The organism is Vibrio cionasavignyae (assembly GCF_050337155.1).
Classification (GTDB): domain Bacteria; phylum Pseudomonadota; class Gammaproteobacteria; order Enterobacterales; family Vibrionaceae; genus Vibrio; species Vibrio nomapromontoriensis.
This window is the reverse complement of sequence record NZ_JAKJSR010000018.1, coordinates 178,467-192,849: the sequence shown is the minus strand read 5'-3', so window position 1 is coordinate 192,849 and position 14,383 is coordinate 178,467. Positions and strand designations below refer to the sequence as shown.

11 protein-coding genes are annotated in these 14,383 nt (G+C 45.4%); 6 read left to right on the top strand and 5 right to left on the bottom strand.

Annotation, left to right across the window (positions count from 1 at the left end; all coding sequences use genetic code 11):
- The 6 genes from L4D74_RS15090 to sstT form a co-directional block, all read left to right on the top strand.
- The coding region (locus tag L4D74_RS15090) for a M24 family metallopeptidase (protein WP_428752982.1) at window positions 1–214 on the top strand (214 nt) is incomplete at its 5' end.
- Window positions 215–282: 68 nt separating this feature from the next.
- Window positions 283–1,053, top strand: a complete 771-nt coding sequence (locus L4D74_RS15085; RefSeq protein WP_428752980.1) for a maleate cis-trans isomerase family protein — start codon at window positions 283–285, stop codon at window positions 1,051–1,053.
- 10 nt (window positions 1,054–1,063) lie between these two features.
- Complete coding sequence (locus L4D74_RS15080; RefSeq protein WP_265676453.1) at window positions 1,064–2,029, top strand: DMT family transporter; 966 nt, start codon at window positions 1,064–1,066, stop codon at window positions 2,027–2,029.
- A 2-nt stretch (window positions 2,030–2,031) separates the two neighbouring features.
- A complete protein-coding gene (locus tag L4D74_RS15075; protein WP_428752979.1) occupies window positions 2,032–3,012 on the top strand; it encodes a DMT family transporter in 981 nt (326 codons plus the stop codon).
- Between the two features lie 280 nt (window positions 3,013–3,292).
- Window positions 3,293–4,348, top strand: coding sequence for a ribosome small subunit-dependent GTPase A (rsgA, locus tag L4D74_RS15070; RefSeq protein ID WP_428752977.1), 1,056 nt, complete (start codon window positions 3,293–3,295; stop codon window positions 4,346–4,348).
- Between the two features lie 318 nt (window positions 4,349–4,666).
- The gene (sstT, locus tag L4D74_RS15065; RefSeq protein WP_428752976.1) at window positions 4,667–5,884 is read left to right on the top strand and encodes a serine/threonine transporter SstT; all 1,218 of its coding nucleotides are present in this window, start codon (window positions 4,667–4,669) and stop codon (window positions 5,882–5,884) included.
- A gap of 175 nt (window positions 5,885–6,059) precedes the next feature.
- On the opposite strand, the gene L4D74_RS15060 is transcribed toward sstT, so the two are convergent.
- From L4D74_RS15060 to L4D74_RS15040, 5 genes are all read right to left on the bottom strand, one after another.
- Window positions 6,060–6,587 carry a DNA mismatch repair protein gene (locus tag L4D74_RS15060; protein ID WP_428752974.1) on the bottom strand — a complete coding sequence of 176 codons (528 nt, stop codon included), beginning with the start codon at window positions 6,585–6,587 and terminating at the stop codon, window positions 6,060–6,062.
- A gap of 2 nt (window positions 6,588–6,589) precedes the next feature.
- Window positions 6,590–6,976: an MAPEG family protein gene (locus L4D74_RS15055; protein WP_428752973.1), complete on the bottom strand. Its 387-nt coding sequence runs from the start codon at window positions 6,974–6,976 to the stop codon at window positions 6,590–6,592.
- A gap of 144 nt (window positions 6,977–7,120) precedes the next feature.
- Window positions 7,121–9,304 (bottom strand): 1,4-alpha-glucan branching protein GlgB, encoded by a 2,184-nt coding sequence (gene glgB / locus L4D74_RS15050; RefSeq protein WP_428752972.1) that lies wholly within the window; start codon window positions 9,302–9,304, stop codon window positions 7,121–7,123.
- Window positions 9,305–9,617: 313 nt separating this feature from the next.
- A complete protein-coding gene (gene malQ, locus L4D74_RS15045) occupies window positions 9,618–11,795 on the bottom strand; it encodes a 4-alpha-glucanotransferase (RefSeq protein ID WP_428752971.1) in 2,178 nt (725 codons plus the stop codon).
- Between the two features lie 96 nt (window positions 11,796–11,891).
- Window positions 11,892–14,345, bottom strand: coding sequence for a glycogen/starch/alpha-glucan phosphorylase (locus L4D74_RS15040; protein ID WP_428752969.1), 2,454 nt, complete (start codon window positions 14,343–14,345; stop codon window positions 11,892–11,894).
- Window positions 14,346–14,383 lie beyond the last annotated feature (38 nt).

Sequence of the window (14,383 nt, the reverse complement as noted above, 5' to 3'; positions counted from 1 at the left end):
TGGTCATGGTCTGGGAATGGAGCTTACCGAGCGTCCATCTAACACCGCCACCGACAACACCATCCTAGAGCCAGGCATGGTGATGACGCTTGAGCCGGGCATGGTCTACGCACCGGGCAAATCTATGGTGCACGAGGAAAATATCGTCATCACCGAAAACGGCGCGGAATGGTTGTCTGAACGCGCGGCTCCTGAACTCATCATCATCGACTAATTCAACTAATCATAACAATAAGCCAAGGCACGCCCTGCCAAATGCAGGGCACTTTGCAGGATCTCATAATGAACACTATCGAAGAATTCAAAAACTGGGAAATCAACCTTCCACACACCCAAGCTCCGCGCATTGGTCGCGTCCATATTGGTTTGGTGCAACTAAGTACGGATCATTCACTAGAAATGGATTGGGCAAAACTGCTTGGCACGCAAGCAGGTGTTTTCAGTTCACGTGTTTACTACAGCAGTGAAATGACGCCTGAAGCGCTCGATAAAATAGCCAACGGTATCAGCGAAGCGTCCGATCTTATTGCCTATGGCCTACCTATGGACGTGATGGCATTTGGTTGTACTTCCGCCTCTATCATTATTGGCGAAGAAAAAGTCGCGAAACTGCTCACAAAAAATAGAGGTGATATTCCAGCAACCAACCCTTGGACTGCGGCGCAAGCGGCGTTTAAGCACTTAGGCGCAAAGAAAATCGCCGTATTTTCACCCTACCCAACTGAGGTCAACTTCCCGCTCTATAACCAACTTACCGCTGCCGGCTTTGAGGTCTGCACGCTTGGTTCATTAGGGATAGAAAAAGATACCGATATCACCAAGATCTCGAAAGAATCCATGATGTCAGCACTCGACCAAATCTTACCGGACTCAGGGGCTGATCTCGTATTCATGTCTTGCACCAACTTACGTGTACTCGACCACATTCAAGAAATTGAAAACAAATTCAATATCCCTGTTGTCTGCAGCAACTCGGCAATGTTTTGGCATGCCATGCATTTAACAGGTCACACAGCACACTGCCCAGGTTACGGCAAACTTTTAAATCTATAAGGAAATAACCATGAGTAATACAACTAAAGGCTGGATAGCCGCGATTTTTATTGGTCTTCTTTGGGGCATACCTTGGATCGTGGGCACACCAATCCTTGAAGTCATGGATGCGCAAGTCTTGGTATGGGTACGATATACCGTTGCTTTCATTACCTTATTTGTCATTATCCAAGTCAGCAATGCCATGGGTAAACCGCAAAAGAAAGTAGACTTCAAACTTAACTGGGAGAACCGTCATGATATCTTTTGGGCTGCTTGTTGTGGCATTATTGGTCAAGGCGCATTCAGTTTCCTTTCGTTTCTTTCTCTTGACTATATCACTGCATCTGAAAACGGCGTTATTCAAGGGTTAATCCCGATCATCATTCTATGTGTGGGCTTTATTCGCCACGGTGAGCGCTTCACTCCTTTACAAATCCTCGCAGCTGGCGGTGCTTTTGTCGGCGTTGCTATCCTTGTTATGGACCCATCTGTAGAAGGCAGTGGCTTTAACATTGGACACCTAATCTGCTTTGGTAGTGCCGCTAGTTTCTCAACTATGGCCTACGCTCGCGCTAAGCTCGCCGAAAAATACGGCTCTGTCGCCACCATGTACCACCAATTTGTCTTTGCTGCTATCGGCTTCGGTCTCTACTTACTGGTTGTTGGCGCTGATTTCTCATCTGCACTTGGTATCTTTAGCTCACCGCTACGTGTGCTCTGCATTACCATCCTTGGTGTCGGCATCTCTGGTATTAGCTACCTTATCTACATCTACGCAATGGAGCGTGTTGGCGTAGATGGCACTGGTATGGCGCTTAACCTCATGCCTCTATCCTCTTTCGTCCTTGCTGTATTTGCTTTGGGCGAAGCCGTCACTCCAATACGTTTGTTGGCCATTGCCGTCGTTATTGGCTCAATGATGATGTTTATGAAGTTTGCTAACAAAAAGAAAGCCGAGTCAGCACCAACAGCAAAACTGGCTGAAAGTAACTAACCGTGAACACGACGACTAAGGGATGGATAGCTGCAATTGGTGTCGCTTTACTCTGGGGAACAGAAGGATCGCTAGCGACAATGCCATTGCAGACTATCGACGCAAAAGTACTTGTTTGGCTTCGTTATTTGATTGCCTTTAGCGTCCTTTGCGTGGTCTTAGTCGTCGCCTCTTTTACTAAACAGCAAACTCTCACCAAGAAACAGACTTTAACCAAGAAACAGCCCCTTACTTTTCGCTGGGAACATCGCCAAGATATTCTAAAGCTTGCAGTATGTGGCATTGTCGGTCAGGGCTTATTTAGCTTTTTCTCCTTCCAATCTCTCGATTACATCACTATTTCTGAAAATGGTGTGATTCAAGGTCTGGTTCCTATCGCTATTTTGTTCGTTGGATACCTTTGTTATGGCGAACGCTTCAGCGTATTGCAAATCATAGCGGTTGGGGTCGCGCTATGTGGCGTAACACTTCTTGTTTTTGCCCCCTCAACCGATGCTTCAGGACTCAATATTGGTCACTTCTATTGCTTGATGAGTGTGATGAGTTTTGCGTCTGTCACTCACATTCGAGCTCAGCTAGCCGACAAGTACGGTGCAGCCTGTACGATGTGTTATCAATTCGGTTTTCCTGCTATCGGGTTTTTGGTTTATCTCTTATCTACCGACATTAAGATTCAGACCGCGTTACTGCTGGTACACCAACCTTTTGCCCTCACTTGCGTCATGATTCTTGGCTTATTTGTGTCTGGTATCGGTTATCTCGTCTATATCTATGGGATTGAACAAGTGGGTGTAGACAGCAGCAGCATGGCATTAAACCTTATGCCAATGTCCGCCTTTTTTATTGCAACCACGTTTTTTGATGAACCAGTCACGCCGCTTCGACTTTTCGCTATTTGTCTAATCATTGGCGCCATGATGTTATTTGCCAAACCTCGCCGCAAAATGGCTTGCCCCCCACAAAGAGTCGTCAGCGACTCGTAAATAACGCCGATCGTCTGTTATTACTCACGCTAGTGATGCCAATTGTTGATGTGCTACCATAGCCTAGACTTCACTAATAAGGGCAACTTCATGATTGTATTACACACCCACCCGGCAGCATTGGTCGCGACAAAATAATCTCTCACTTTCTTGATTACTTAACGACTCATTGCCCGGTGTTGATAACCCGGGGTTACGTGCACACTGCACACGCTTACATGTGTAAGTACCTAACCCTATTAAAATTATTCAAATCGTGTAAAACGTTTAGGTACCAACAATGACTTCTATTTTTACTCATCCAATTTCTATCAATGAACTTGGCTGGAAATCGTACTTCCAACAACAACTCACACTTGATGACTATGACAACACGGTAGTCGGTCGTATTATTGCCCATCATCGCAGTGGTTATATCGTCTGTACTGAGGAGCAAGAATTTCATTTAGAGCACCACACTCAGCACCCTTCCATGACCGTCGGTGATTGGATCTTGCTAGACAATGAGCAGGCTTTTGTTCGCCTACTTGAACGTAAATCTTTATTTAGCCGTAAAGCACCTGGTTCTAAAGTAGAAGAGCAGTTTATTGCCGCCAATGTCGACTGTGTGTTTATCGTTTGTTCGCTCAATGACGATTTTAATCTCAGCCGAATTGAGCGATATCTAACGCTGGTTAACGAATCTCAAGCCGAAACAGTCATAGTACTGACCAAGTCTGATTTATGCCTCGATGCCGATGAAAAACGTGAGCAAGTACAGAACTTAGATCCTTTTTTAATCATTGAAATGGTTAACGCGCTAGACGCCGACACATTGAGTGGACTCGCTTCGTGGTGCCAACAAGGTCAGACCGTAGCATTTATGGGGTCATCTGGTGTCGGCAAGTCAACCTTAGTCAACAGCCTAATGACATCCGAAGTCCAAGCAACCAGTGGTATTCGTGAAGATGACAGTAAAGGACGTCACACCACGACCTCTCGTTCTATGCACAAGATGTCTCAAGGCGGACTGTTGCTGGATACGCCAGGCATGCGTGAAATACAGCTTACAGCAAGTGAAGATGGACTAGCAGAAACCTTTAGCGACATTGAAGCGTTAATCGCGCAATGCCGCTTTAGTGATTGCCAGCACAATAACGAACCTGGATGCGCAGTACGTACCGCACTGGAAGCCGGAAGTGTGAACGCAAGACGTTTAGACAATTACTACAAACTGCTTAGAGAGCAAGCCCATAATAGCGCTTCATTGGCAGAGAAACGCAGTAGTGATAAGCAGTTTGGTAAATTTATTCGTTCTGTCCAAACTGAAAGCCGCAGTCGAAAGAAAGGCTATTAGCCGTAGCGCTAATTTGGCTATTTGTTAACTTGGCTATTTGTTAACTTAGCTATTTTGGTTAACTTAGCTGTTGGTTAATTTAGCTATTTGGCCACCTTAACCATTCAGTTCACATCGCAACTCCCCCAAAGACCCTAGCCACTAGGGTCTTTTTTATATGTTAAATAAAAACAAATCATTAACATATAACACCATAACACCCTACATATCCCACAATTTTATACTACGTATTAATTAAAACTGGACACATATATTCGCAACTATATTATAACAACCGCAAACACACATTCTTACAATACAATTATAAAGGTAAAAAAAATGCAGAACTCTAGCTTGTTGGCCCGATATGCCAATGGCAATCTGGTTCTCCAGATCCTTGCGGGTATCGTTTTCGGTGTCATCCTAGCGATCGCTTCACCTTCTACAGCACAAAGCTTCGGAATGCTTGGTAGCTTGTTTGTTGGTGCACTAAAAGCCGTTGCACCCATTTTAGTTTTCATTTTGGTAGCGGCCTCGATTGCAAACCAAAAGAAAAATCAAACGACGCACATGCGTCCAATCATTATTCTTTACCTGATTGGCACCTTTACCGCAGCATTAACTGCTGTGTTAATGAGCTTTCTTTTCCCAACCGAGCTTACATTAGTGGCGGGAGCAGAAGGGGCGACACCACCACAAGGTATTGCAGAAGTTCTACACACCTTACTATTTAAGCTCGTCGACAACCCAGTCAGCGCACTTATGAATGCCAACTACATCGGTATTCTTGCGTGGGCTATCGGTCTAGGACTTGCTCTGCACCATGCGTCAGATACAACGAAAGCCGTTTTCGAAGACCTGAGCCATGGTGTTTCACAGATCGTACGTTTCATCATCCGCTTAGCACCTTTTGGTATCTTTGGCTTGGTTGCTGCTACCTTTGCAACCACAGGTTTCTCTGCTCTAGCCGGCTACGCGAAATTACTTTTTGTACTACTGACATCAATGGCGATCATCGCGCTTGTGGTTAATCCAATCATTGTTTACGTCAAAACCAAACAAAATCCATACCCATTGGTTTTTCAATGTCTTCGTGAAAGTGGCGTAACAGCCTTCTTCACTCGCTCAAGTGCTGCCAATATTCCTGTGAATATGAACTTATGTGAAAAGCTTGAGTTAGATGAAGATACTTACTCAGTTTCTATTCCCCTAGGCGCGACCATTAACATGGCCGGCGCTGCGATTACTATCACGGTTCTTACCTTAGCCGCTGTGCACACAATGGGTATCGAAGTCGATTTATTAACGGCTCTGCTTCTAAGTATTGTTGCTGCTGTCTCTGCCTGTGGCGCATCCGGTGTAGCGGGTGGTTCATTGCTGCTGATTCCACTTGCATGTGGACTGTTTGGGATTTCCAATGACGTCGCCATGCAAGTCGTAGCGGTAGGCTTTATCATTGGTGTTATCCAAGATTCAGCAGAAACCGCGCTGAACAGCTCGACAGACGTCGTCTTCACCGCTGCGGTATGTAAAGCTGAGCAAGATAAGCTAAGCTAAGCGACCGCATGCAAGAAAAAATGGCAGCGATATTCGCTGCCATTTTTATTCCCCTAGCCTTCACCATTACATTGCTATGCAAGCTCCTTCCACAACTCAGTCTTCATCTATATCGTGTTCATCAATATAGTATTCATCAACACACTGCTTCGCATGCAGACTCAAATGCGTTGAATCACTTGCGCGATAAGTCTCGCGCCAGAATTAACGCCAAACCAAACACTTGCAGGAAAAGGGCAATATCTTTATAAAAAGCCATGTCTTTTTCAATCGATTGCACCTCTTCCGTCAGCACTAAATTTTCTAAATACAAATTATCGATAATGTCTCTTTGCACCTGCTGGGACTGGTCAATTAATCGCATCAGTTCTGCAAGATTTAGTTTAGTAATCGCGGGGACGGGTTCTATCACCCAAGACGAAAGTTGCTTCACCACAGCATCCTTAATCGCATTATTTTCTGGGGACGGTAACTTTTCTGATACCTCTAAATGCAACAATAATCCTTCGCGCTTTCTCTCTAGCGTTTCGACCTTATTCCAAGCCAGTTGGATCGAGTATTGATTGGCCGCCTTTTTATCACCTAACAGTGTCAATTCGGCCATCATCTTATCGAGCACTTGGCTTGATAGCACGATTGCCATCACATTGAGAATCAGACCAATTGAAACGGTTACCCACGTTGGGGGAAATTTTAAGGTCATCGCTAGAGCAGTTTGTTAAAGGGTAAATAAAGCAAGTTAGAGATAATTAGACCCACCATCACCGCCAAAGTGAGTTGCATCCCTAACACGCGTCCCTTAAATTTTTTCGACAAAATACCGCGAGCATGGATCACCCGGCCAATAATAAACATGCACCCCATGGTGTGAACCCATAATAATGGCGCTCCGTTAAATTCCACCAGCGCCATTAAGATAACCGTTATTGGGATGTAATCGATAGCGTTGCCTTGGGCACTGCGCGCGATCTGTAGCCCTTCCACCCCTCCATCAGCGTAAGCAACTTGATTAGTCCTTCGCTGTTGAATGACTTTCACTGACAACCAGATCATCAGTACCGCTAATAACGATGCATATAAAGCAGTAACCATTAATAGTCCTTATTTCTTAACGTGTTATTTATTCATTTGAACGGTCATGTTTGAGTGTAGAACAGTCTTTAATTTTCTCCAGATAAAGCAAAGCCCAGCAGAAGCTGGGCTTAATCGTAGTCTCTATGTATTTAGTCGGTACAACTAACCTTTGTATTTATAGAATACCGTCGACAATGGCGGTAGACGCAACGCCAACGATTGAGGCTGTGATTCACTTTCTACCCCTTCGCTGTTAACTAAATTGATCGCCTCAAAACCGCTACCCGCGTATTTCTCATCGTCCGTATTAAGCAGTAACTCATAGCTTCCCGCCAGAGGTACCCCTAAGCGGAATGCTTCGTGCGGTACAGGGGTAAAGTTTGATACCACCAAAATACGTTCGCCATTATCACTAATACGCTCGTGAGCCAGGATACTGGCTTCTGCCGCATCTTGAAGACGCCACTCAAAACCTTTTGGTTCTGAATCTAACTCAAACAAGGCTTTTTCAGCTTGGTAGAGTTTATTGAGATCACGCGTAACGGCTTGAACACCTTGGTGACGCTCAAACTCCAACAAGAACCACTGCAGTTGGTCATCATGATTCCATTCACCTGTTTGACCGAATTCAGCGCCCATGAAATTAAGTTTCTTGCCTGGTTGCGCGTACATGTAACCTAAATAGGCTCTTAAGTTAGCCGTTTGCTGCCACTCATCGCCGGGCATTTTGTTATGAATAGAATGCTTGCCGTAAACCACTTCATCATGAGATAGCGACAATACATAGTTTTCGCTATGGGCATACACCAATGGGAAGGTGATGGTATCGTGATGATACTTACGGTTAATGGGATCTTCTTGGATGTAAGAGAGGCTGTCGTGCATCCATCCCATATTCCATTTAAAGCCAAAGCCTAAGCCGCCCATAAAGGTTGGCGCAGAAACACCAGGGAACGCTGTCGATTCTTCCGCAATGGTCATGGCATTTGGGAAGTGCTTGTACACTTCTTCATTCATCCACTTCATCGTGGCGATCGCATCATAGTTTTCACGACCACCGTCAGCGTTTGGAATCCATTGATCGTGACTACGTGAATAATCGAGATACAACATCGACGCAACCGCATCAACACGAATACCATCAATATGGAACTGCTCAAACCAATACAGTGCATTCGACACTAAGAACCGGCGAACGTGCTCACGCCCCAGATCGTAAATATACGAGTTCCAATCTTGATGCCAACCACGACGTGGATCAGGGTCATGGTACAACGGTGTACCGTCAAAGTTTGCTAAACCATGATCATCAGAAGGGAAATGCGCAGGCACCCAATCAAGTACCACACCTAATCCCGCCAAATGGCACTGCTCAACAAAGTACTTAAAATCATCAGGCGAGCCAAAACGGCTGGTTGGCGCAAACAACCCTACAGGTTGGTAACCCCATGAACCATAAAACGGATGTTCAGAAACGGGCATCAGCTCAACATGCGTGTAACCCATATCGGTGAGATACGGAATTAACTCGCCCGCCAGTTCTCGGTAATTAAGAAATTCACCTTGAGCATTACGCTTCCAAGATCCCACGTGCAGTTCATAGAACGACAACGCTTCTTTTCTTTTTTCCGTCACCGGACGATTTTGCCAAGCATCATCCTGCCACTGATAGCGGCTATGGTCATAGGTGACCGAGGAGAATGATGGGTATTGCTCTGAGTAGAACCCCCACGGGTCGGCTTTATGAGGCAGGCCTTCTCCATTTGGGCCTTTCATTTCAAACTTATATTGCGCCCCTTCGGCAAGCTCAGGGATAAAAATCCCCCAAACGCCATAATCTAGACGCTGCATTGGGTTGCGACGCCCATCCCACTCATTGAAATTACCGACCAAGCTCACCGCCGTCGCATGAGGGGCGTAAACAAGAAAGCGTGTGCCTTGCACTTGCTTGCCATCACGATCCAAAGAAATGAACTGCGACCCCATATGGTGGTACATCGCCTTTGGGGTGTGCAGCTCTTCGTATTCCGCGTACAAGGCATGATATTGATACGGGTCGTCAATAACTTGCTCGGTACCACTCCAATCAACAGCCAACTGATAATGGGTGTATCTCAAATCGAGGTCTGATTCTAAGACAAAACCGGATGCCGCGTCTCGGATAAGCGGTAGGCGTTCGCCCGATGCCAAAATCACCGCTACATTATCCGCACCTGGAATCCAAGTACGAAGTGCAATGCCGTCATCTTGTAAATAGGGACCTAAGAACGAAAACGGGTCTGCAAATGCAGCATTCGACAACTGTTCGTACGCCTGATCTTGTCTTTTAAGCCTTGTTTTATTCAACGTTCATCTCCCTCGACCAAATCTGTCTCCTAATTGTAATTTTTAAAGCATTAGAGACATCATAAAAAAGCCCGTGCAAGACGGGCTACCAGCAATTTTTCATTGTACTTAAATCCCGGTATACAGGAAGTGATTCATTCGTGTTTTTCGTGTGCAACCTGTTATAAAACACAGGATTTACAGTATAAACTCATCACTACTGACTCACGCTTAGAAATGACTTTAATTGCATATAAATACAAAAAAGCACAGCCTTCAGAAACACAAGCCGTTTGCTCTGAATTATGCTGTGCTTTTACCATCTAATGGACGATTATTCGCTAGCGTTACTTCTTACGTGCGACAGACTTTTTGCAATTCGGTTGACACTTTCTTTTGCAAATACTTCATCTAAGTTCATCGACAATTTACGACGCCAGTTAGGATATTCGTTAACTGTGCCCGGAATATTAACCGGCTTATCCATTTCCAACCAGTCTTCAAGCTGAACACTCAATAGTGTGGATGAACCCGCGCCAAGATGTAATTGCAACGCTTCACTTAAATAGGTGTCCATAGGCACCATACTTGCGTCACGTCCTACCCCTTCCGGTAAGTAACCATGCCATGCAACACTATCCAAAATACCCTGTTTACATTCTAAGCGATCGTTAAACAATTCCTTTAGCTGTGCTTCATCTGGATACAAACCAATTTCTTGGCCCATTTTCAAATCATCGCAATGCCAGAAACCGCGTAATGTCGGCATATCGTGAGTACACAGAGCTGACATCGACTGTTCTGCATAATGCTTGGGTGAAATAAAACCACCATCTTCTGCGGTTTCAAAGAAGAACACCTTGTACGAATGCACACCCGCTTCACGCAAAATATCCACGATCTCGTCTGGCACGGTCCCTAAATCTTCACCAATTACACTACACTGATGACGGTGTGATTCTAGCGCTAAAATAGCCAGCATATCTGCCACAGGGTAGTAGATGTAAGCCCCTTTCGTCGCATTTTCACCTTTCGGGATCCACCACAAACGCAATAGACCTAAAACATGGTCAATACGTAACGAGCCACAATGTTTCATGTTAGCGCGTAATAGCTTGATATAAGCGTCATAAGCAGTAGCATGCAACGCTTGCGGATTCAGTGGCGGTAACCCCCAATTTTGACCTAAAGGACCCAAAATATCGGGTGGAGCACCAATGCTCGCATCCATGACAAGATCACCATTATCGGCCCATGTCTCAGAGCCAGAATCTGCCACACCCACTGCAAGGTCACGATACAGACCCACCGCCATGCCTTTTTCTTCGGCTAGCGCTTGAGCTTCATTAATCTGTGTATCAGCAACCCACTGTAAGTACATGTATAGGTGAACTTTATCTAGATTTTCTGCGATAAATTTCTGAGTTCCAACATTTTCAAATCGACGGTATTTTTCAGGGAAAACCGGCCATCCCCAAACATTTGCATCCGCCGCATGAAGTTCTGCATGAATGGCATCAAATGCCGCTTGATGCATTAAGCTCTCACCACCTTGCTCGACAAAGTCTAAGAACATCGCAGCGCGTTCCGTTTCTTTATCAAGGTGACGCTGTTTAAATTGGTCAAACAGTAATGGCAGAACGCTCATTTTAAGCGCCGCAACTTCGGTGTAATTCACCCAATGAGAATCACGTGCTTTTTGTAAGCGAGCTTGGAACTCCGAACTGCCTACTTTTTGCTGAGCATCGGCACTTAACGCAAACTCAGGTACTGAACTCACATCAATATATAAAACATTCAACCAACGACGTGAAGAAGGGCTGTAAGGGCTAGCGCCTTCTGGATTTGCAGGGAACAGCGAATGAATTGGGTTTAAACCCACAAAATCGCCACCACGAGCAGCAATATCATTCACTAACTGTTTTAGATCACCAAAATCACCAATACCCCAGTTGTGCTGAGTACGAAGCGTATACAGTTGAACACTTGGACCCCAAAGCTTTTTACCTTGTTCAATCTGCGACTGCTTAAAACATGCCTTTGGCGTACGAATAAGGGTCATTTCATACGGTGTCTTGCGACGTTTTCTTTCTAAATAGAGTTTGTGGTAACCCCAAGCTAAATCATTTGGTAACGAAAATACTAAAGGGCCACCCTCGGCGCGCTCATCACGAACGATTTGAGACTGAAGATAGCCTTCAAGTACTTCTCCCTGCTCCGTTTCTAGACGCCAACTAAAATCACTCTCTCGAGCACTCGCGCCAAGGTTAAGTTCCACCTCTATAGCATCGCCGTCTTTTACGACAAGTACCGGCTCAAGTACTTCTTTTTTGTGTTTTCTCTCTGCTGATTTCAGCAAAGTCTCATCGTTGGTCGTGTCATAGCCTAAAGACGCAAGCAGGCGAAGAATAATATCGTCTTCAACTTTCGCTTCACTGCCCCACGCACTCACGTAGCTGTCGGCTATTTTTGCCATCTCAGCAACTTGCTTTAATGCTGTTTGTTCTGTCATCGCTCTCTCCGAAGGACATCTATTACCTTCAAATCGGTAGGGTAATTTATTTATAAAAAGGGAAAAGCCAAGGCACGAGGCCTTGGCTAAGCTTGCTTAGCGAGATACTGCTTCAAGCTTCCAGATGTTGTTCACATAATCGCGAATAGAGCGATCTGATGTGAATTTACCCACTAAGGCCGTATTCAAAATCGCCTTCTTCGCCCACCCTGCTTGGTCTTGGTATTGTTTGCTCATATCTTCATGCGCTTGCACGTATGACGCAAAGTCTGCCAAACATAGGTAAGGGTCACCACCATCTAACAGGCTATCAAAGGTCGCACGAAGCAAACCTGGTTGACCTGGTGAGAACTCGTCACCTAACAGTAAATCTAGCGACGCTTTTAGTAGTGGGTCAGCATTGTAGTAATCGTAAGGGTTATAGCCTTGCGCTTTCACCGCTTGAACGCCATCCACATCCAAACCAAAGATGTAAATATTCTCATCACCGACTTCTTCACGGATTTCAACGTTAGCACCATCCATCGTACCAATCGTTAATGCGCCGTTTAGGGCCATCTTCATGTTACCCGTACCTGACGCTTCTTTACCGGCAAGGGAAATTTGCTGAGAAACATCAGCAGCTGGAATGATGATCTCAGCCATACTGACACGGTAATCAGGGATAAAGACCACTTTAAGCTTGTTACCGATACGAGGATCGTTATTGATCTTCTCAGCAATCTTGTTAACCGCGAAGATGATTTCTTTCGCTAGGTGGTAACCCGGTGCTGCTTTCGCCGCAAAGAAACAGACGCGAGGCTCACATTCGAAACCCGGTTCATTCAGAATACGGTGGTATAGCGAAAGAATATGTAGCAAGTCTAGATGCTGACGCTTGTATTCGTGTAGACGCTTGATTTGAACGTCAAAGATAGCGTTAGTATCGAGCTCAATACCCATGTTTTCTTGAACCCAATCAGCAAGGCGCTGCTTGTTTTCCTTCTTAACCGCCATGAATTCTTTTTGGAATTTCGCATCAGTTGCAAACTGAGCAATGCCTTCTAGCTGCTCAAGTTTTGCTGGCCACTCCGTACCAATTTTGCCCGTAATTAAGCTAGATAGGCCTGGGTTACAGAACTTCAACCAACGACGCGGCGTGATGCCGTTCGTAACGTTAGTCAATTTACCTGGGAAGATTTCATTGAACTCTGGGAACAGGTCTTTCTTAACCAGTTGCGAGTGAAGCGCAGCCACACCATTTACTTTATAAGAACCAATCACACATAGGTTGGCCATGCGAACCATACGGTGGAAACCTTCTTGGATGATAGAAAGCTTCGCTTGCTTCTCACCGTCACCAGGCCACATCTTGCGAACTTCTTGCATGAAGCGATGGTTGATTTCAAAGATGATTTCCATGTGACGTGGAAGAAGACGGTTGATCAATGACTCAGACCAAGTCTCTAGTGCTTCAGGAAGCAATGTGTGGTTCGTGTAGGCGAACGTGTGTGCACTGATTTCCCATGCTTCATCCCAAGAGAGACCCTTCTCATCGATCAGGATGCGCATCAACTCAGGAATTGCGATAGTTGGGTGCGTATCGTTAAGTTGAATCGTCTCTTGCTTAGGAAGATCAGCAAGGGCAAAACCTGCAGCTTCATGACGACGTAGAATATCGCGAACTGACGCTGCTGAGTGGAAGTACTGCTGCATTAAACGCAGAGTCTTACCTTTCTCATGGTTATCGTTCGGGTAAAGGACTTTAGTAATGTTACCCGCATCGATTAGCGAGTGCTGGGCTTCGAAGTAATCGCCGTTGTTAAAACTCGCAAGTGAGAAAGGTGCGATTGCCTGACATTCCCAAAGGCGCAGTGGGTAAACGGTGCTTGATTCGTAACCTACGATAGGTAAATCCCAAGGCATTGCTTTTACTTCCATGCCCGGAACCCAAGTGCGTACTTCTTTACCGTCGATGAATTCAACGTCTACATGACCGTAAAAACCAATATGCTGTGCCAGCTCTGGACGAGCAACTTCCCACGGGTAACCTTCAACACCGCGCCATGCGTCAGGTGCTTCTTTTTGGCGACAGTCTTGGAAAGACTGCTTAAATAGACCGTACTCATAGTGAAGACCGTAGCCCACCGTTGGGTATTCTTGAGCAGCACAAGAATCCATGAAACAAGCGGCAAGACGACCTAGACCACCGTTACCAAGTGATGGGTCACGCTCTTCTTCAAGAAGGTCTGTTAGGTTATGACCCAGCTCTTCCATTGCTTGAGTGATTTGCTCATATAGCCCCATGCTGATCAAGTTGTTACCTGTCAGGCGGCCAATTAGAAATTCTAAGGATAGGTAGTTAACGCTTTTTGCGTTTTTAATGCGGTCATCCGCTTCTGTTGCAAGTAAGTCAAAAGTGGTGAGTTCTGCCAAAGCGCGACCCATAGCCAAATACCACTGGTGCTCAGTTGCGGTTTCTACTGTTGTTGCGTAAGTCGCAGAAAGGTGCTTTTTAACACTGTCTTGAAAAGAAGCTTTATTGAATTTTTTCTGTTGCGCAGGTTTCATTAAGAAATCTCACTTTAAGTTTTATCCATCTGTCACAT